Annotated in this window: 17 protein-coding genes, 3 tRNA genes and 1 pseudogene; 9 read left to right on the top strand and 12 right to left on the bottom strand. The window is 70.8% G+C overall.

Going from position 1 to position 18547, the window contains the following annotated elements; genetic code table 11:
• The first annotated feature begins 44 nt into the window (after positions 1-44).
• Positions 45-506 carry a redox-sensitive transcriptional activator SoxR gene (soxR, locus tag ACQP1S_RS31155; RefSeq protein WP_091248676.1) on the top strand — a complete coding sequence of 154 codons (462 nt, stop codon included), beginning with the start codon at positions 45-47 and terminating at the stop codon, positions 504-506.
• An 85-nt stretch (positions 507-591) separates the two neighbouring features.
• Here soxR and ACQP1S_RS31150 read toward each other — a convergent pair whose 3' ends face one another.
• A complete protein-coding gene (locus ACQP1S_RS31150; protein WP_432901601.1) occupies positions 592-1569 on the bottom strand; it encodes an NAD(P)H-quinone oxidoreductase in 978 nt (325 codons plus the stop codon).
• A 295-nt stretch (positions 1570-1864) separates the two neighbouring features.
• On the opposite strand from ACQP1S_RS31150, the gene ACQP1S_RS31145 reads away from it, so the two are divergent.
• Positions 1865-1954 (top strand) — tRNA-Ser (locus ACQP1S_RS31145).
• Between the two features lie 170 nt (positions 1955-2124).
• On the opposite strand, the gene ACQP1S_RS31140 is transcribed toward ACQP1S_RS31145, so the two are convergent.
• The gene (locus ACQP1S_RS31140) at positions 2125-3570 is read right to left on the bottom strand and encodes an ATP-binding protein (RefSeq protein ID WP_432901599.1); all 1446 of its coding nucleotides are present in this window, start codon (positions 3568-3570) and stop codon (positions 2125-2127) included.
• 369 nt (positions 3571-3939) lie between these two features.
• On the bottom strand, positions 3940-4320 hold the full coding sequence (locus tag ACQP1S_RS31135; protein WP_432901597.1) for a nuclear transport factor 2 family protein: 381 nt from the start codon (positions 4318-4320) through the stop codon (positions 3940-3942).
• Positions 4321-4484: 164 nt separating this feature from the next.
• Here ACQP1S_RS31135 and ACQP1S_RS31130 point away from each other — a divergent pair, with 164 nt between their 5' ends.
• Complete coding sequence (locus ACQP1S_RS31130; protein WP_432901595.1) at positions 4485-5018, top strand: YbhB/YbcL family Raf kinase inhibitor-like protein; 534 nt, start codon at positions 4485-4487, stop codon at positions 5016-5018.
• Positions 5019-5069: 51 nt separating this feature from the next.
• On the opposite strand, the gene ACQP1S_RS31125 is transcribed toward ACQP1S_RS31130, so the two are convergent.
• Positions 5070-5780, bottom strand: coding sequence for a class I SAM-dependent methyltransferase (locus ACQP1S_RS31125; RefSeq protein WP_091251032.1), 711 nt, complete (start codon positions 5778-5780; stop codon positions 5070-5072).
• Positions 5781-5988: 208 nt separating this feature from the next.
• Between ACQP1S_RS31125 and ACQP1S_RS31120 the strand changes: the two genes are divergently transcribed.
• The gene (locus tag ACQP1S_RS31120; RefSeq protein WP_432901593.1) at positions 5989-7884 is read left to right on the top strand and encodes a hypothetical protein; all 1896 of its coding nucleotides are present in this window, start codon (positions 5989-5991) and stop codon (positions 7882-7884) included.
• A gap of 15 nt (positions 7885-7899) precedes the next feature.
• On the opposite strand, the gene ACQP1S_RS31115 is transcribed toward ACQP1S_RS31120, so the two are convergent.
• Positions 7900-8679, bottom strand: a complete 780-nt coding sequence (locus tag ACQP1S_RS31115; protein WP_091251088.1) for a hypothetical protein — start codon at positions 8677-8679, stop codon at positions 7900-7902.
• Between the two features lie 339 nt (positions 8680-9018).
• Between ACQP1S_RS31115 and ACQP1S_RS31110 the strand changes: the two genes are divergently transcribed.
• Positions 9019-10521, top strand: a complete 1503-nt coding sequence (locus ACQP1S_RS31110) for a peptide deformylase (protein ID WP_432901591.1) — start codon at positions 9019-9021, stop codon at positions 10519-10521.
• Between the two features lie 112 nt (positions 10522-10633).
• Here ACQP1S_RS31110 and ACQP1S_RS31105 read toward each other — a convergent pair whose 3' ends face one another.
• Entirely contained in the window at positions 10634-11752 is a 1119-nt protein-coding gene (locus ACQP1S_RS31105; protein WP_432901589.1) for a globin domain-containing protein, read from the bottom strand.
• Positions 11753-11896: 144 nt separating this feature from the next.
• On the opposite strand from ACQP1S_RS31105, the gene ACQP1S_RS31100 reads away from it, so the two are divergent.
• On the top strand, positions 11897-12670 hold the full coding sequence (locus ACQP1S_RS31100; RefSeq protein WP_432901587.1) for a CPBP family intramembrane glutamic endopeptidase: 774 nt from the start codon (positions 11897-11899) through the stop codon (positions 12668-12670).
• A 125-nt stretch (positions 12671-12795) separates the two neighbouring features.
• Here ACQP1S_RS31100 and ACQP1S_RS31095 read toward each other — a convergent pair whose 3' ends face one another.
• On the bottom strand, positions 12796-13485 hold the full coding sequence (locus tag ACQP1S_RS31095; protein ID WP_432901585.1) for a hypothetical protein: 690 nt from the start codon (positions 13483-13485) through the stop codon (positions 12796-12798).
• A gap of 1154 nt (positions 13486-14639) precedes the next feature.
• On the opposite strand from ACQP1S_RS31095, the gene ACQP1S_RS31090 reads away from it, so the two are divergent.
• Positions 14640-14730, top strand: a tRNA-Ser gene (locus tag ACQP1S_RS31090).
• 35 nt (positions 14731-14765) lie between these two features.
• Positions 14766-14838 (top strand) — tRNA-Arg (locus ACQP1S_RS31085).
• Positions 14839-15141: 303 nt separating this feature from the next.
• Here the strand turns inward: ACQP1S_RS31085 and ACQP1S_RS31080 are convergent.
• From ACQP1S_RS31080 to ACQP1S_RS31060, 5 genes and pseudogenes are all read right to left on the bottom strand, one after another.
• Complete coding sequence (locus ACQP1S_RS31080) at positions 15142-15573, bottom strand: integrase core domain-containing protein (protein ID WP_432901583.1); 432 nt, start codon at positions 15571-15573, stop codon at positions 15142-15144.
• Positions 15516-16238 carry a transcriptional regulator gene (locus ACQP1S_RS31075; protein ID WP_432901581.1) on the bottom strand — a complete coding sequence of 241 codons (723 nt, stop codon included), beginning with the start codon at positions 16236-16238 and terminating at the stop codon, positions 15516-15518. The genes ACQP1S_RS31080 and ACQP1S_RS31075 overlap by 58 nt, the downstream gene beginning before the upstream one ends.
• Positions 16208-16330, bottom strand: coding sequence for a hypothetical protein (locus ACQP1S_RS31070; protein WP_432901579.1), 123 nt, complete (start codon positions 16328-16330; stop codon positions 16208-16210). The genes ACQP1S_RS31075 and ACQP1S_RS31070 overlap by 31 nt, the downstream gene beginning before the upstream one ends.
• Before the next feature lie 73 nt (positions 16331-16403).
• Positions 16404-16592: pseudogene (locus ACQP1S_RS31065) on the bottom strand (ISKra4 family transposase); the annotation flags it as partial.
• Complete coding sequence (locus tag ACQP1S_RS31060; protein ID WP_432908463.1) at positions 16558-16812, bottom strand: helix-turn-helix transcriptional regulator; 255 nt, start codon at positions 16810-16812, stop codon at positions 16558-16560. The gene ACQP1S_RS31060 and the pseudogene ACQP1S_RS31065, both read right to left, overlap by 35 nt.
• A 726-nt stretch (positions 16813-17538) precedes the next feature.
• Here ACQP1S_RS31060 and ACQP1S_RS31055 point away from each other — a divergent pair.
• Positions 17539-18336 carry a siderophore-interacting protein gene (locus ACQP1S_RS31055; RefSeq protein WP_432901577.1) on the top strand — a complete coding sequence of 266 codons (798 nt, stop codon included), beginning with the start codon at positions 17539-17541 and terminating at the stop codon, positions 18334-18336.
• Positions 18337-18547: the final 211 nt, after the last annotated feature.

Raw genomic sequence — 18547 nt, 5'->3', positions numbered from 1 at the left:
TGGCTAGCGTGCAACCTGAAGTTCACTTCAACTCAAGGGCAGTGATGCACGAGTCACTCACCATCGGCCAGCTCTCCGCGCGCAGCGGGGTGGCCCAGTCGGCGTTGCGCTACTACGAACGGCTCGGGCTGATCAGCGCCGAACGCACCGGCGGCAACCAGCGCCGGTACGCCCGCACCGAGCTGCGTCGGGTGGCGTTCGTCCGGATCTCCCAGCAGGTCGGCATCTCGCTGGAGGAGATCCGTGCCGCGCTGGACTCGCTGCCCTCCTCGCGCGCACCCAGCCCCGACGACTGGGCCGCCCTGTCCCGCACCTGGCGGGAGCGGCTGGACGAGCGGATCAAGTTGCTCGGCAAGCTCCGCGACGACCTGGACGGCTGCATCGGCTGCGGCTGCCTGTCGTTGCAGCGCTGCACCCTCTACAACCCGGGCGACACGCTGGCCGGCGAGGGCCCCGGCGCCCGCCTGGTGCTGCCCCGCCGCGACGGCCCGGTCACGCCGTCCTGAGCCCTCACCCGCGGCTGCCCGGGTTGATCAGGTCCGGTGCCGGCGAGGCGTCGCGGTCCCGGCGGTGACCGTCCGGTCGGGGCCGTCACGCGGTGGTGAGCAGCACCTTGCCCACGTGGTCGCTCGACTCGACCAGCCGGTGCGCCTGCGCGGCGTCGCGCATCGGCAGCCGCCGGTCCACGATCGGCCGGACCGCGCCCGACTCCACCAGTGGCCACACCTGCTCCCGGACACCCCGGACGATGTCCGCCTTGTCGGCCAGCGGGCGGGAGCGCAGTGCGGTGGCCGCCACCGAGGCCCGCTTCGCCAGCAGCGCGCCCAGATCCAGCTCGGCCTTGCGCCCGCCCTGCATGCCGATCACCACCAGCCGGCCGCCGTCGGCCAGCGCCGCCACGTTCCGGGCCAGGTAGGAGGCGCCCATGATGTCGAGGATCACGTCCGCGCCCCGCCCGTCGGTGACCCGCCGGGTCTCCTCGACGAAGTCCTGCTCGCGATAGTCGATGGTGTGCGCGGCACCCAGCTCGCGCAGCCGGTCGTGCTTGGCCGACCGGGCGGTCGCCACCACTGTCGCGCCCAGCGCCGCGCCGAACTGCACCGCGAACGTGCCGATCCCGCTGCCACCGCCGTGCACCAACAGCGTCTCGCCCTTACCCAGATGCGCCACCCGGACCAGGTTCGACCAGACCGTGCAGGCCACCTCGGGCAGCGCGGCGGCGTCGACCGGATCGAGGCCGGCCGGCACCGGCAGCAACTGCCCGGCCGGCACGGCCACCCGCTCGGCGTACCCGCCGCCGGCCAGCAGCGCGCACACCGGCTGACCCACCGCCCACCCGGTGACCCCCGCACCGACCGCGCCGATCACCCCCGAACACTCCAAGCCGGGGTACGCGGGCACGCCCGGCGGCGGCGGGTAGTGCCCCTGCCGCTGGAGCAGGTCGGCCCGGTTGACCGCGCTGGCGGCGACCTCGACGATCACCTCACCCGCGCCGGGCTGGGGATCGGGCACCTCCGCCCAGACGAGTGCGTCGGGTCCACCGGGTACCGGGATCGTGATCGCGCGCATGGCCCAGTCTTACCCGATCCGATCCGGAACCACGTCGGTCTGACGACAACTGCCACTCCGACCACCTTCGGTCGGCAATATCCACCACCCGTCGCCGGGGGAGGACCACGGCTCGCCCAGGACGGCCGGAATTTCGGCCACAGTGGACCGTCCGGGTGAGGTCACGCTGGTCATGCCATGGATCAAGGGCCCCTTTCCGGTACGCCGAACCCCACCCGGCGGTGATGGGCCGGCTCGTCCGGACGCGGTTCGTGGCAGACTAGGGACAGGCCGCGCACCCGTGGGTGGCGGTCCGGGAGGGTTCGCCTAGTGGCCGATGGCGCTGGTCTTGAAAACCGGTAAGGCAGCGATGTCTTCGTGGGTTCGAATCCCACACCCTCCGCCACCAGAACAGCAGAAACGCCCCCTGACCAGCGCGGACGCTGACCAGGGTGTTTCACCGTCAGTGAATCGGTCTCACTTGATCCCGCTGGGGGCAGTCTCGTTTCGCTGTCGGGTCGCATACTTTTCGGCGTCACTCGGCCCCTTGCAGCCGCAGCCGCAGCCGCGTGAGCATCAACCGCGTGGAATGAGACTGTGCCGGTATGTGGTGGTGCGGCCTCTGCCGCCGTCCTGTTGCACGAGGCCACGTTTGCGCAGGCTTCGGAGGGCCTTACGAATATTGGGTCCGGTCAGATCGAGGATTGCTTCCAGTTGGGCTACGGTCCTCGGTCCGGATCCGAGCGCGTCATAGATACGTAGCTCGGTGGCGTTGAGGGCCGGGCTGGTGGAGTTGGCTGCGGGGCCACGGAGCAGCACGGTGAACCTGATGTTGGTGTCAATGTACTGCGCCGGTGGTAGGGCATGATCTGACAGTTCGTGAGTAATTGTGGGGATGCCGCTGGCGAGGGCCTCGATGACCCGGCCGCCGGTGGCGGCCGAGCGGACGTGTTGGCAGATGGCCACGAGGAGCCCGTTGCGGGCGGAGGTGACGGCGTCGTGACCGAGGCGATCGACAGTGATGCCGTACAGGCCGCCCGGGTTGGTAATGACGAGACGGTCGCGGCGTAGCCGTACCTCGATGGCGAAGGCATGTGACCAGTGGTCGAGGTCGCGGTGGATGAGAGCGTTCGCAATGATCTCGCGAAACGCGACCAGGGGGTAGGCGGGTCGATCAGTGACGCTGCCGTCGGAGTTGGCGACGATGGCCGTGTCGAACGTGCGGCGGGCCCAGTCCAGGGCGGTGTCGAGCATGTGGGGGATGGGCCCGGTGATCGTAATCTGGTTGCGCGCCCGCGCTTCGGGTGGGTCATGGGGCAGGGGTTCGGCGGAAGCCTGGATGACGTAACGGGGGAAGAACTGCTGGGGATGGACACCGAGGGCGAGCAGGCCGGCCGTGGTGGGTCGACCTCCACTCACGGTGACTCCGGCCCGACGCAACAACTCGGCGTCCTCGGTGAAGCGCCCCAGTCCGGTGGCGTCCCGTTCTCGTACCGTCGCCAGGTAGGCGGCGACCAAGTGCGGATCGAGGTCATCGAAGCTGGCACCGTCGACGGGCTGGCGATCGAACAGCGGCGGTCGCCGGGCGGTAAGGAAGCCTTGCGTCTCCAGGTCGGACAGCGGAAAGTCGCCATCGTAGCCGCGAAGGTAGGCGGTACCTGTGGCGGTGACTCGACATGGTTTCGCCGAGGGGTCACATTCGTGGACCCGAGCGACGATCACCGGTTTCCCGTCAACGAGGCCATCGCCGATGGACAGGCGCACTGGCGGTGTGTACGCGCGTGCCTTCGTGGCGAGGCCCTGCTTGAGGACCTGTGGATCGGTCAGTGGTACCGGGCGGAAGCCGGTACGTTCGTCCAGGCCCAGGATGATCGTCCCGCCGCCGGGAAGGTTGGCCAAGGCGCTCAACGATGAGCTCAGCGATACAGGCAGTCCGCCTGCGGCAGCCTTGACCTCGACACTGGTCGTATCTCCGCCAGATGCGCGCAGCGTCTGTACCAGGTCGGTCAGATCCTCGGTCATGGCCGAAAGGTAACCGTGGGGGGGTTACATTTCAAGCTTGTTCAGTTACATTTGGTGGGTGTGTTGCGCGGCACGTTGCCGGCGACACGATTGACCCCTGTCCCGGAGCGGATCCCCACCACTCCGTCGCTTGCCCACCAGGTAGCTATGCGGCATCAGCGATGCCTTCGTGGGTTCGAATCCCACATCCTCCGCTGATCGACGCCCTTCTCAGATGAAGCTCAGCTCCGGGTTCCATGCCAGGGCTGTTCGCCGGTGGGGCTGTGGGGTTGGCCCGCGGCAATCCCCGGGGGCGCGCCGCCGCCCCGACAGCGTCCTGATCGGTGACAGCCGCCCTGCGTCGTCCAGCAAGCAGCCCAGATGGCTCGGTCAGGGGACGGGGCTGAGGTGGGCGGCGAGGATGCGCCAGCCGTACTCGTCGTCGTACGCCCAGGTGCGGGTGTAGCGCAGCCGCGCCGCGAACGGCGCACCCGCGAAGGTGCCGCTGACCCGCCCCCGGAAGAACGTCACCCCGGTGGTGCCGGCGACGACCAGCTCCAGCTCCTCCTCCTCCAACTCGTCGAGCACCGAGCTGCCGCTGCGGTGGGCGGCCAGGTCGTCCTCCTTGCCGAAGGTGCGCCCGTCCGGCCCGACGGCGATCAGCCGGTCGTCGAGCAGGGCGTCGAGCGCGGCCACGTCGCCGGCCCGTTGGGCGGTCTGGAGGCGGCGCTCCGCCTCCAACAGTTCCGCCTCACGTTCGGTGTCCCGCATGTGCCCTCCCGGTCGTCGGCCGGCCCGTCGGCCGCGTCCCCTCATTCTGGCGGTCCGACGGTACGCGGAACTTCCGGTTCGTCGTCCCGGCCCGGCGGGGTAGGAGGGGCGGACGGGGTAAGAAGGGGCGGAGGAAATCGCGTACACCGGAAGGAACCTTCCCGATGACCCTGGAACGACCGATCGCCCCGGACCCGTACGAGCTGCTGCCGACCCTATCGTCGTTCGACCTGACCAGCGACGATGTGCACAACGGCGAGCCGATGGATGCCCGGTACGCGCACGGCAGCACCGGTGGCGAGAACGTCTCCCCGCAGCTGGCCTGGTCGGGCTTCCCGGCCGGGACGAAGAGCTTCGTGGTGACCTGCTTCGACCCGGACGCCCCGACCGGCAGCGGCTTCTGGCACTGGGTGCTGGTCGACGTCCCCGCCTCGACGACCAGCCTGCCGACCGGTGTGCAGGAGGCCGACCTGGGTGGGGCGTTCAGCGTCCGCAACGACTACGGCGACACCGGTTACGGCGGCGCGGCCCCGCCGCCGGGCGACCGCCCGCACCGGTACGTCTTCGCCGTGCACGCGGTCGACGTCGACACGCTCGACGTCGGGCCGGACGCCAGCCCCGCGTACGTCGGCTTCAACCTGGCGTTCCACACCCTGGCGCGGGCGGTCATCCGGCCGACGTACCAGATCAAGGAGTGAGCGGTGCCCCGCCGATCCCGCCCGCGCGGGATCGGCGGGCGCGCGGCACGGTCAGCCGGGCACCCGGGCGACGGCGAAGACGGACTGGCCGAACGGGGGCCGGACGAGCTGCTCGGCGGCCTTGGTGGCGGGCAGGACGAGGGTGTCGTACACCTTGACCATCGGGCCCTCCTTCGGCATCAGCCGGAAGACCTTGGTGGCCATGAAGTAGCCGATCAGGCCGAGGGCGTTGGCGTAGTGCATCGTCTCGACCCGCAGCCCGGCCGAGGTCATCGCGTCGCCGAGGGTCTTCTTGGTGTAGCGGCGCACGTGGCCGGTGGCGATGTCGGCGGGGCCCATCGCGAACTGGAACGCCGGCACGATGATGATCACCGCACCGCCGGGCCGGACCAGGTCCTTCATGCTGCGCAGCGCGCCCACGTGGTCCTCGATGTGCTCCAGCACGTTGTACGACACGGCCGCGCTGTAGTCGCCGCCGCCCGGGTGCGGCAGCAGCATCTCGCGTACCTCGATGGTCGGCTCGTCGACCAGCCGCTCCTTGAGCAGGATCAGCCGGTCCGGGTCGGCCTCGGTGGCGGTGAAGCGGGGGACGTGCCGCGCCCACTCCAGGGCGTAGTCGCCCAGGCCGCTGCCGATCTCGATCGGGTCGTCACCGAGGTGGGGCACCGCCAGTTCGACGAACCACCGGCGGTGGTTGACCGCGGTGGCCAGGCCCTCCAGGACCTCTGACTGGACGCGCTGATCCCCAGTGATTTCTGCCATGCGTCGATTCCTCACGATATGACTGACCCGCGCCTGGACCGACAGAGTGAATCATCCGCAGGAGGGGCGGAGGAAACGGGGCACTGGGAAGGCCGGAATGCGGTCGGGGGAGGGCACGTGATCGGCGGTCGGCGAACCCGGCACATAGTACGGCAGTACCCGAAACATGTCACGTGCCCGCCATAGGCCAACTACGCTGTGAATTGTTATGACTACTCCCGAATCGGAGCCCCTGGCCGGCCGATCCGGCGTCGGGGACGCCGAGTCTGCGTCGGCTCGGCGTGTCGTCCGGCGGAGGTGGCGACGGGTGTTCCCGCCGGGCCGGCGGCCCCGCCCACCTCGACCGGCACCGGCCGGTCCGGTGGCGGGGTGGCGGTGGGACGCGCTCGCCGTGGTCAGCTATCTCCTGCTGGCCCTGTGGGTGACCGCCCGGTTCTGGCGCGATCCGGGGGCCGGGGTACGGGACAACCGGTCGGACCAGGCGCAGTTCGAATGGATGATGGCGCATGGCGCTCGGGTGGTCACGGAATGGAGTTATCCGTTCGGTTCGGACCGGATGAACGTGCCCGACGGCGTGAATCTGATGGCGAATACCTCAGTATTATCCATCTCGATACCGATGACCCCGGTCACCCTGCTCTTCGGGCCGCACTGGTCATTTCTTCTGTTCCTCACCCTGGGAATGGCGGCCACCGGCGTCGCCTGGTATTTCTTCCTGTCCCGGCTGGTCACCCGGTCCCGGGGGCCGGCCTGGCTCGGCGCGGCCTTCTGCGCGTACGCCCCGGCGATGGTGTCGCACGCCAACGCCCACCCGAACATCGTCTCCCAGTTCGTCGTGCCGCTCATCATCTGGCGCACCCTGCGGCTGGCCGAGCCGGGCCGGTGGCTGCGCAACGGACTCCTGCTCGGCCTGCTGATCGTCTGGCAGGCCTTTCTCAACCTGGAGATCCTGCTGATGACCGCGATCGCCCTGGCCGTGGTGATCGGCGCCATGGTCATCGGCCGACCGCACCTGCGCACGGCGGCCCGGCCGTTCCTCGCCGGGCTCGGCGTGGCCGCGCTCCTGTCCGCCGTGCTGCTCGCCTACCCGTTGTACGTGCAGCTCTTCGGGCCGGGTTCCTACCACGGGCTGTCCCGGTTGATCCGGGGCTACCGCACCGACCTGGGCGCGTTCGTCGGCTGGTCCCGGGAGTCGCTGGCCGGCGACGCCCGGTCCGCCGATCCGCTGGCCCGCAACCCCACCGAGGAGAACGCCTTCTTCGGCTGGCCGCTGGCCGTCCTCACGGTCGCCCTGGTCTGGTGGCTGCGGCGCAACGCCCTGGTGCTCGGCCTGGCCGCGCTCGGGCTGCTCTTCGCCGTCCTGTCGCTGGGCCGGGAGGTGCAGCTCAACGGGCGCAACACCGGCGTCCCCGCCCCCTGGGCGCTGCTGGAGGAGTTGCCCCTGCTGCATTCGGTGGTACCCACCCGCTGGTCGCTGGCGATCACCCCGATCATCGGGGTGCTGCTGGCCCTCGGCGCACAGCGGGCCCGGGATCTCGCCCACCGGCACCCGACGGCCCGGCGACAGATCCGCTTCGCCACGGCGACCGTCCTGCTGATGGCCCTGCTGCCGCTGCTGCCGACCCCGTTGCCGGCGACCCGCCTCGACCCGGTGCCGGAGTTCGTCACCTCCGGCGGGTGGCGTCCCTACGTCACTGAAGGCCGCAGCGTGGTGACCCTGCCGCTGCCCGACAACACCTACGCCGACCCGCTGCGCTGGTCGTCCCGGACCCGGCTGGAGATGCCGCTGGCCCGGGGCTACTTCCTGGCCCCCGACACCCGGCCCTGGTCGCCCGAGCCGGACGCCGCCCTGTTCACCGCGCCGTACCGGCGGACCAGCAACTTCTTCGGTGGGATCGCGCGGACCGGTACCATCCCGCCGATCACCGCCGCGGACCGGCGGGCCGCCGTGACCGACCTGCGCTACTGGCGGGCCGGTGTGGTGATCCTCGGCCCGCACCCGCAGGCCGACGCGCTGCGCCGGGCGATGACCGCGTTGACCGGCATCACCCCCACCTGGACCGGTGGGGTCTGGCGCTGGGACGTCCGGCCGCTCACGGGTTGAGCGGGCCGGGCCGGTTCAGGCCGGGCGGACGCAGCAGCCCTGGCAGACCTTCGGGCTGGGCAGGGTGAACGCCAGGCAGCAGGTGCGCCGCTGCACGGTCGGCTCGCCGCCCCGGCCGGGCACCAGCTCGACCAGGTCCGCCATGCCGAGGGTGTCGAGCAGGGTGTCGATGGTGCACGCCGACGGGCCCGGCAGGACGTCCGCCGCCCGCAGGATGCCGTGCGCGATGCCGGAGGCCACCGAGCCGAGCAGGGTACGGGCACCCACCCGCACCTCCGCCTGGATCGCGGCGATCATCGGGGCGAGGTGGGCGTCGAGCAGGGTGGCCCGCAGGACACCGAGCAGCTCCGCCTCGTCGGCGACCACCCGGACCCCGGGCTGTCCGGTGACGGCGAGCGGGTCACCGGGCAGCACCGCGACGGTCGTCGAACGGCGCAGACCCATGGTGAGCAACTGCCGGTGGTCCTCGAAGTGGATCAGCACGTCGGCCGGATCGAGCAGCGGCACCCGACGGGCCGAAGCCCAGCCGAGCGCCACCGGCAGCGCCGTCCAGTAGCTGTAGGACTTCCAGGCCAGCGCGGTGCAGGCGTGCGGGGTGCCACCCCAGCGGCGGGCGGCGGCGCGCAGGAACTCGGGCATCCGGGTGCCGTCGACCAGGGTGGTGGCGGGGTGCCAACCGGCCTCGTCCGTCACCACCAGGCCGGGCGCGAGGCCGGGCAGCGCGTCGGTGCCGAACATGGCGCGCAGGGTGGTGGTCACCGGGGCGAGCCGACCGGCGAGATCCTGACCCGGCATCACCGCCGTCATCTCGACCACCCTCCCGTTCCCGCTCGGCCACCGCAGGTTGACGGGGCCTCCTCGGCCACTCCGGTGCCGGAGGGGTCGTCCGTGAAGCTAAGGCTAGCCTAACCATGCCTAGGGCCCGGAGGGAAGTCTCTCCGGAGATGGATCGGGAGGTCGGGATCACGGCGTGCGTCCCGTCGGCCCGGGTCACCCGGTTCGGCTACTACCCGGCGGAACGCGGGGCAACCGCGGGTGATGTCAAGGCATATGTCGGCAACGTGCCAGTTCGGTGCGGGGAGACGGAGAAAACGTGAAGACTTGTCGTCCCGGCTGTGCTGCGTGAGGAAGCTGATGACGACCTCTTCCCTGGAGCGGGCCGCCGATTCGTTCGCGGCGGAACTCGCCCGGCACCGGACGGGGCGAGGGCTGACCAAGAAACAGCTCGCCACGATGATGGGGTTCGACCCGTCGTACGTGAGTCACGTCGAGGGGCGTCGACACCGACCCACCGAGGACTTCGCCCGCCGCGCCGAAGCCGTCCTCGAGGCCGGCGGCGTCATCTGGCAACGCTTCCGTGAGTACGACCAGCTCCGCCAGGCCCGTACCGCCCCCGGCCAGCGTGAACCCGCATCCCCCGGACGATGGCTCCCCCCGGGCACCGGGCTCGTCGTCGAACGGGAGACCGCCACCCTCACCCTGGTCGACGGCACCTACCGGTGTGTGATCCGCCGACGCCTGCACAACGCCGGCACCGAACCGGTCACCCGCTACCTCGTCCGGGTCGCCGTCGACCGGTGGCCCGACGACCCGGGCCGCTCCAACCGGCACCACCGCGAACACCCCCTCACCTTCGCCGAGCTGCGCTTCCGGGCCGTCCACCACGACGGCGGCGCGCGCGAACCGATGCACTGGCGGGTCCGCCACGACCGGGACGCGTACAAGGAGATCTGGCTGCTGTTCGAGAACGCCGACGGGCCGTTCCCGCTGCACCCCGGCGAACGCGCCGAGGTCGAGTACGCCTACCGGGTCGGCCGGGTCAAGTGGGGCCCCTGGTTCCAACGGGCCGTCCGCCTGCCCACCCGGCACCTGGCCGTGCGGCTCGACCTCCCGGCGGCCCTCGACCCCCGGGTCTGGGGGGTGGAGACCTCGCTCTCCGCCGACGAGGGGCCGCTGCGCACCCCGGTACGCCGACACGACCGGGGGGACCGGGTGGTCTTCGACTGGTCCACCGACGATCCGCCGCTCAACACCCGCTTCCGGCTCCAGTGGCGGTTCCGGCAGGAGCCCGCAGAGACGACGACGCCGGTGCCGCCCCGCGCCGCCGACCGGCTGCGCGCCCTCGGCGTGCTGCCCCCGGACGCCACCCCGCCCGGCCGCCCGGCCCGCCCCTTCGACCTGCCCCGGGAAGCCACCGCCGCCCGCGAGGTGGTCGGCCGGCTCACCGAGCTGTTGGCCCAGGCCGACGAGGTACACACGTTCAGCCCCGGCATGGGGCTCGCCGCCCCGCAGCTCGGCCTGGACGCCGCCGTCGCCGTGATCCGCCCTGCCGACCGGGCCGCCCCACCGGTCGTGCTGGTGAACCCCCGGTTGGTCAGCGAGAGCCCGGAAACCGTCGAGCAGTACGAGGGCTGCCTCGCCGCCGCCGACCACCGTGGCCTGGTGCCCCGCCCGTTGCGCATCGACGTGGAACACGCCCGCTGGGACGGCAGCCGGATGATCACCTCGTTCGCGTACGGGATGGCCCGGTTGGTCGCCCACGAGATCGACCACCTCGACGGTCGGGCCTGGACCGACCGGATGGCGCCCGGCGTGCCGCTGGTCCCCGTCGAGGAGTACCGCGACAGCAACGCCTGAACCCGCCCGTCCCGGACCGGTGACCCGCACCGGCCCGAGCTGTGGAGAGGGGACCGGGGCGCGTGCCCCAGGGGGCGGGGGCACGCGCCCCGGTTTCGGGGGGAGTAAAGCTCTACAGGTTGCCGAAGGTGTCGTACCGGATGTGCTGCGGCGGGACCTCGTCCTCGGCGAGCGCCCGCAACGTCGCCCGGACCATCGGGGCGGAGCCGGAGACGTAACAGTCGTGCGACGTCCACGGGCCGTAGCGGGCGACCACGTCGGGAACGTCCCCCCGCTCACCGTCGAAGTCCGGGTCGTCACTGCACGACGGGGTCACCGACAGCCAGGGGTGCGCGGCGACCAACTCCTCCAGGCCGGCCAGGCCGTACAGCTCGTCGGCGTGCCGGGCACCGTAGAAGACGTGCACCCAGCGGGCCCGGTTCCAGCCGGCCAACTCCTCCACCATCGCCTTCACCGGGGCCAGGCCGACCCCGCCGGCCACGCAGAGGATGTCCCGCTCGGAGTCGCGGTCCACCGTCATCGAACCCATCGGCGCGGCCACCCGGAGCAGGTCACCCGGCTTGGTCCGGCGGACCAGCGCACCGGAGACCCAGCCCGCGCCGGCCGGCGTACGGACGTGGAACTCCAGCACGTTGTCGTCGTTCGGGGCGTTCGCCACCGAATACGTCCGCCACACCCGGGGCAGGTGTCGGGGCACCTCGACGCTGACGTACTGGCCGGCCTGCCAGACCAGCGGATGCTGGAGGGCGCGGACGGTCAACACGGCGGTGTCGGTGCCGTACCGCTCGTGGGTGAGCACCTCCGCATGCCAGTACGGCGGGTTCTCGTCCGACCCCGCGCCGGCCAGCATGGTCGCCGTGATCGCCGCGTACGCGTCCCGCCACGCCTGGTCGTATTCCAGGTCCCAGCCGGTGCCGGCGGTGCTGCGCAGCGCATCGAGCAGCGCCACCCCCATCGTCGCGTAGTGCGCGGCGTCGACGTGGTATTTGCGGTGGTCCCGACCCAGCGAGCGCAGGTACTCGTCGAAGCTCTCCGGGTCGTCCATCACCTGGGTGGCGGTGACGATGGCGTCGAGGATCCGATCGCCCTGGCCGGTCATCTCCACCGGGAAGAGCTTGCGCAGCCCGGGATCGAGCAGGAACAGCCGGGCGTAGAAGCGACCGCTCAGCCGGTCCCGGTCCTCCTCGACCAGGGTCCAACTCTCCTTCAGCAGCCGAGCGAAGTTGTCCACGGGCGGTGGTCCTCCTCTGACGGCGGATCGGGCCCCGATAGAATGTCCACGGAGCGTGTGCGCCGGTCGCACAGAATGTGCGATCGGCTCATCTGGGCCCACCGGCCGGTGCCGTCGGTCCACCCCGTCGGGCAGAGTGGTGCGGTGACCGTTGAGCAGCACACCCGCCCGGCGTCCCGGCGGGTCCTCGGCACCGAGGCCCTGCTGGTGCTCGGCCTGTCACTCGGGCAGTCGGCCGTCTACGCCGTGGTGTCGCTGACCGCGAAGCTGACCGCCGACGGGCCGCTCTCGAAGCAGACCGCCTCGCTCAACACCTCGCAGTCCGCCCGGCCCTGGCTCGACCTGACGTACCAACTGCTCGGCATCGTCTTCGCGCTGCTGCCGGTGCTGCTCGCCGTACACCTGCTGGCGCGGGACCCCGGCGACCCGGCGCGGACCCTCGGCGTGGACCTGCGACGGCCCGGGTCCGACCTGGCCCGGGGCGTCGGCCTGGCCGCGCTGATCGGCCTGCCCGGCCTGGCCCTGTTCTGGGCGGCGGCGCAGCTCGGCGTCAACGCCACCCTGGTCCCCGCCGGCCTGCCGCCGCTGTGGTGGGCGGTGCCGGTGTTGATCCTCGCCGCCGTGCAGAACGCCGTGCTGGAGGAGGTGATCGTGGTCGGTTACCTGGTCACCCGGCTGCGCCAGCTCCAGTGGCGGCTTGGCGCGGTCATCGCGACCAGCGCGCTGCTGCGCGGCTCCTACCACCTCTACCAGGGCTTCGGCGCGTTCGTCGGCAACGCCGTGATGGGCGTCGTGTTCAGCCTGTTCTATCTGCGCACCCGGCGGGTGATGCCGCTGATCGTGGCGCACACCCTGCTCGACGTGGTCGCCTTCGTCGGCTACTCGTTGCTGCCCAAGGACTGGTTCGACTGGCTCTGACCGCCACCGCCCCTGCCGGCACTGCCTTCCCCGCCGCCGCGCCGACCTGCTGTCGATGTTTCTGCGCTGGCCGCTGTTGTCGTTGCGGTGGCCGCCGGTGGTGAGCGGGTTCGGCGGGTCCGGCCCTACCCGAGGGCCCGGCCCGGCCGGTAGGCGGCCATCGCCCGGACGGCGAGCCGGTCGGTCGCCGCCACGTCACCCAACGCCGCCGCCACCACCGCCGCCCCGGGCAGGAGCCGGGCCGCCAGCCGCAGCGCGGCCCAGCCGCCGGCCTGGGCGGCCAGCGGCGCCGCCAGCCGCCAGGCCGCCTCCGCCGCGCGCGGCCACGGCCCGTCCTCGGGCCCGTCCGCCGCCCGCGCCGCGTCCAACGCGCTACGCGCACTGTCCGCGTCCGGGTGTACCTGGGTCAGCACCAGCAGCTCCACCGCCCGGTCCGGGTGGGCCGGGTCCCGGCCGTACGCCGCCGCCAGGTGCAGCACCAGCGCCGACTGCGTCCAGAGCACCGCCGCCAGCTCGGCCACCGGCGCGAACAGCCCGGCCACCGCCGCCGTGGCCCCACCCACCCCGGCCCACCGCACGAACCGCCGGGTGGCCAGCCGGGCCAGCCCGTCCGGACCGGCATCCGGGTACGCCTCCCGCAGGCCGCGCGCCCACTCCCGGGCGCCCGGCCCGATCCCCTCGACGGCAGCCAGGGCCAGCAGCTCGGGTGCGAACCCGGGGTGGGCCAGCAGCCGGACCCGGAGCACCGCCAGCTCCAGTCCCCCGGTACGCCCCACCGCCGTGCTTTCTGCTGCCGTGCTGCCCGTACTCCCCACTGCCGTGCTGCCCGTGCTCCCTACCGTGCTCTCCGCTGCCGCGTTGACGGGTGCGCTGATGGGGGTGGGCTCAGGGCCGATCGGTGCGGTGCCGAGGGTCGATCCGGCAGGTGGGCGCTGCCTGGTGGTTGGTCGCCGCCTGGTTGCCGGGCTCTGCGGGGTGGACGGGCTCTGACTGGCGGTCGGGGCCGGGGTCGGGGTGGGTTCCGAGGGCGGGGCGGTGGGTGGGGCGGCTGCCTCGGGGGTGGGTCCGGGCAGGGTCGGCTTCTTCGACGGGGTTGCTCTCTTGCGGGGCGCGGCCCGAGGGGTGGGCCGGCCGGTCTCCTCCGCTGGTGTCGTCTTCCGGGGGGCCCGTTTCCGTGCCGGCGGTCCTGCCGGCGCCGAGATGTCCGTCGCCGTCGGGGTGCCTGTCTCTGCTGAGGTGCCCGCCCCTGTCCGGGTGTCGGGCTCCGCCGAGGTGTCCGCTTCCGACCGGGTGTCCGTTTCCCTGCGGGCGCTGGCGGGCCCGGCGGGGCTGGCGGGCCGGGCGGGCGGCTCCTGGCCGTCTGTCGGAGAGGTGTTGCCGGCAGCCACACCCGCCGCCCGGCTGCGGGTGGTGCGTCGTGCGGCGGGCGTCCCGGGGGTCGCGTCGCGTGCCGGTGGGCCGTCCGTCCCGGCCTCCGCCGATGCCGCCGGAGGCTCGTCCTTCGCGCTGGTCGACCCGCCTACCGGTGGGCTGTCGTCGGCCGCGCCGCGCGGCCGGATGGCGGGCACCGGAGGTGGTACGGGCGACTCGGCGGCGGGCGGTTGGAACAGCACCGGCGGCGCCGCCTTGGCCGGTCGGGCAGGCTTCGGCCGGGCCGGCGCGTCAGCGTCGGAGGGCTGCTGCTGCCGGGGCGGGGCAGGCGGCGGAGTGAAGGTCGCCTCCGGCGAGCGGCGACGCGCCGGGACGCTGGTGGGACGGCGGGGCGGATCGCTCGGCGGCTGCTCCTGCATGTGGAAGGAGCGTAGTCGCGAACGTGACCTCGCACACGGTGGAATACGCCGCACGGCTCGCCGGGACGGCTGTCCTCGGCCTGCTCCGACCAGCGTGCCGTCACCCGTCGGGATAGTCGCTTTGCCCCGGGTGGGGGCGGACCTGTATCCTCGTCCGCGGTGGTCCGCAGGGTCACCGAGGAGACTTCGCCTAGTCTGGTCTATGGCGCCGCACTGCTAATGCGGTTGGGGTCTTAAAGCCCCTCCCGGGTTCGAATCCCGGAGTCTCCGCGCAAAACCGGTTGTGTAGACTGGTCGAGCACCGGGCGCCCGTAGCTCAATGGATAGAGCATCTGACTACGGATCAGAAGGTTAGGGGTTCGAGTCCCTTCGGGCGCACAAGATCAACAGGGGTCTGACCTGCCGAAATGGCGGTCAGGCCCCTTTGCTTTTCCGTCCCTTGTGGTCGGTTGGGTGCTCGGTGGGTGCTCGTGCGACGAGCATCCCTCACGTCCAGCCGTGTCCGGTGCGGGGTTGCCGTGTCTGGCCGGGTTTTGATCATGGCGGGGTCTACCGTTGTTGGTGCCCACGTTCTGGTACGCGAATCTGTTCCGAGTTCGTCGTTGAGCCTGCTGGGTCTTTGTGTCTGCAGGCTGGGGCGTGTGCGGTGGTTGTGCCTGCCGAAAATGTCATCCGGGCAGGTCAGGCTGCATGTTCGTACTCGTGCAGGATGCCGCCGAGGCGGTCACGACGACGGATGTTCAGGCGGTCGAGTCTGTGCGGGTCGGTGATCGGTTCGGGTAGCGGTGTGAGTGGCCGGACGTTGGCGATGCCCTGATGCGGGCGGTGCTCGTTGTGGAAGATCTCGTACTCAGCCAGCGCATGCCGTAGGTGCCGCTGGTTGAGGATTAGTGTTCGGTCGAGGAGTTCGTGGCGGCAGGTCCGTACCCAGCGTTCCATGATCGCGTTCATCCGGGGTATCCGGACGCCGGTGCGTACCACGGTGATGCCGGCGTCGGCGAGAATCGTGTCGAACGCGGCCGGGTACTTGCCGTCCCTGTCGCGGATCAGGTACTTCACCGGGCAGCCCGCGTCTTCGAGGTCCATGACCAGGTTGCGGGCGATCTGGGCCACCCACGCCGCGGTCGGGTGCGCGGTCGCACCGAGGATCCGGATCGGCGGGTGGCATGGTCGATGACCGCGAGGACGTAGAGGCGGGCGCCGGTCAGCGTGGTCGTTTCGAAGAAGTCGGCGGCGACGATGGTCTGTGCCTGGGTGCGCAGGAACGTGGCCCACGTGCTGGTGGTGCGCTCGGCTGCCGGATCGACACCCGCCTGGTGGAGGATCTCCCAGACGGTGGACGCGGCGACCTTGACGCCCAGCACGAGCAGTTCGTCGTGGATTCTGCGGTATCCCCAGGTGCTGTTCTCCCGGGCCAGGCGCAGGACCAGCCGGCGGACCGACCGGACGGTTCGTGGCCGTCCGGCCTGGTGGGGCCGGGAATGTCGGGCGTGCCGGCGAGCGATGAGGTCCCGGTGCCAGCGCAGGACCGTGTCCGGCCTTACCAGTAGCCGTAGGTGGTTCAGTACGCCGCGCGGTAGCGGGTGTAGGAGGGCTGCCAGCCACGCCCGGTCGGCTGAGGTGAACCGGACCCGATCACCGTGCAATTGTCGTTGCAGGACCACGATCTGGTGCCGCAGTGCGAGGATTTCGGTGTCCTTGTCGCGGTCACTCATCGGCAGCAGTCGTAGTAGGGCGAGCGCATTGGTCACGCCGAGGTACGCCAGTCGAAACAGCACACCTCATCGTCGCGCAGTGCTCGACGCAGACGGACCATCGCGATCCAGCCGAGAGGTTCCACGTCTCTACCGCCGGCTTCCACCTCGGTCATGAAGATGGCTGTGACCAGGACGGATGAGATTGTCGGCACCCACACAGTCAGGCCGCGTGACTGAAACTGTCACCTATCGGTGCAGCAGACCCGTGCGTTGGTGTTCTTGCCGGACGTGAAACTTCCAGTACGCCTCGAAGTCGCCGTTGGTGATCACGGCTCGCAACAGGAGTACAGCCTCTGCGCCGGGCAGGCTCCAGCGGGCACCGATGATCGCCAAGCGGTCTTTACCTATTGACCGAACTAGTGTCGTAGGTACCGGGCGTCTGCCCAGTCACGCGTTGAAAGGCGGCAATGAAGGCGCTGGGCTTTCGGTATCCCACTGCCCGCGCGGTGGCCTTGACGGACGCGCCGGTCGCCAGATGGCCTACTGCAGCGCGGACACGGATCCGAGTCCTCCACTGCGAGAAGGTCAGCCCCGTCTCGGCGAGGAAGAGCCGTGACAGAGTACGCACCCCGCTGTGCACCTGCGCCGCCCACATCGCCAGTTCTCGCTGATCTCCGGGCGAGTCGATGAGTCGCTCGGTGATCGTACGCAAGCGCGGTTCGGCAGGAATGGGCACCTGGATCGAGTGGGTCGGCAGCGGCCGGAGGACCTCGAAGAGGAGGGCTTCGGCATGCTGGCGACTCGCAGCGTCCGGCTCAGCCCGCAGGTATCGGATGAGCTCACGAAGCAACGGTCCGACGGCGACGCCGGTGGGCTGCGCCCAGTCGATGGGGCAGCGCGTGGCCATGAACCGGATGACGCACAGTTCACCGGCGTGCCGTGTCGTCCCCGTGTGCTCGACACGGCCGGGAATCCACAGGCCGTGCCCCGGAGGCACCAGCCAGTCGTGCGAGACCGTGCGCAGGGTGACGGAAGTGGTCGACGCCCACAGCAGTATCGGCTCCGAATGGGTATGGGATGCCACCTGGATGGGCGGATGCGCATGCTGGTGATCGATGCTCATGATCGGCGAAGCAGCTCCGTCGCCCAGAGCTGTCACCTGAGCCAAGACGCTCACCTCTCCATCCGCCGATCCGTCCTGTCCTGGCCCAGCAGTCCCGTTCGCCTCGTGCTCCGATCACGGTCTGGCCGTTCCGGAGTATCGCATGGCCACCATGCGCACAAGCGCCATCCTACGGTTAGGCATGCCTAACTTGATGCCCGGGCGTGGTGCGTACCCGCCTCCCGTTGCGGCGTCGACGCATGGGAAGAGGACGTCACCATGAACCGGATCAAGCCCGTCAGCCGTCGGATGCTGTCGGTCGAAGTCGTGCGCAAGGAGCGGAGACCCGGAAACTTCCTGCTGGTGACCGTGGGCGGAGAGGACCTCAAGGACTTCCGGCCGATCGGAGTCGACCAAGCCTTCAGACTCCTGTTCCGGCGGCCCGGCCAGGGCAGGCTCTGGTTGCCCTCCCGGTCCGACGCCACATGGATGGCGCAGTACATGATGACGGGTAAGGCGGCACGCCCCTACGTCCGTTTCTACACGGTCCGGCACTTCTGGCCCGACCGCAACGAACTGGACATCGAGTTCGCGCTCCACGAAGGGGACAGTCCGGCCTCCACCTGGGCGCGGGGCGCCCGCCCCGGCGAACCGGTCGGCATCCTCGACGAGGGAGCCACCTACAGCCCGCCCCATGGCGTGGAATGGCAACTGCTCGTAGGGGACGAGACCGCGGTGCCGGCCATCCTGTCCATCCTGGACTCCGACGAGGGCGTATTGCCCAGCGAAGTGTTCCTCGAGGTACCCAGCAGCACGGACATCCGGCAGTTGAACACGCCACAGAACATCATCGTGCACTGGCTTCCGCGCGACGGCCGCCCCGGACTTCCGGGGCGCTACGCGCTCGACACCGTGATGAAGGCCGGCCTGCGGGCAGGGCGCTTCGCCACCTTCGTGGCGGGTGAGAATCACCTGCCCACGACACTGCGGCGACACCTCGTTCATGAGCGCGGCGTCGACAAGTCCGACATCACTTTCGTCGGTTACTGGCGGCACGGCAGGGCGGCTCCGGGATGACAGCCGGTGCGTTCGGTCGAGGCCGCCCGCGTGGACCGCCCTATCCACCCCAATCTGGAGATAGATCTCGCTCTGCCACCCATCGGCGCCCAGCGACGTTCCTTCCGCGGGTTGGTTCTGTTCACGAGGCACCTCCATGACCGAGGCGACCTCTGAGTCTTCACCACCGGGGTTGATCACGCTGGGCGTGAAACCGGGGGGCCGGTCGCGG

The sequence above is a fragment of the Micromonospora matsumotoense genome, assembly GCF_050951065.1.
In the GTDB taxonomy this organism is placed as follows: domain Bacteria; phylum Actinomycetota; class Actinomycetes; order Mycobacteriales; family Micromonosporaceae; genus Micromonospora; species Micromonospora matsumotoensis.
The sequence above is the reverse complement of the archived record's forward strand: the minus strand, read 5'-3'. Positions and strand labels throughout refer to the sequence as shown.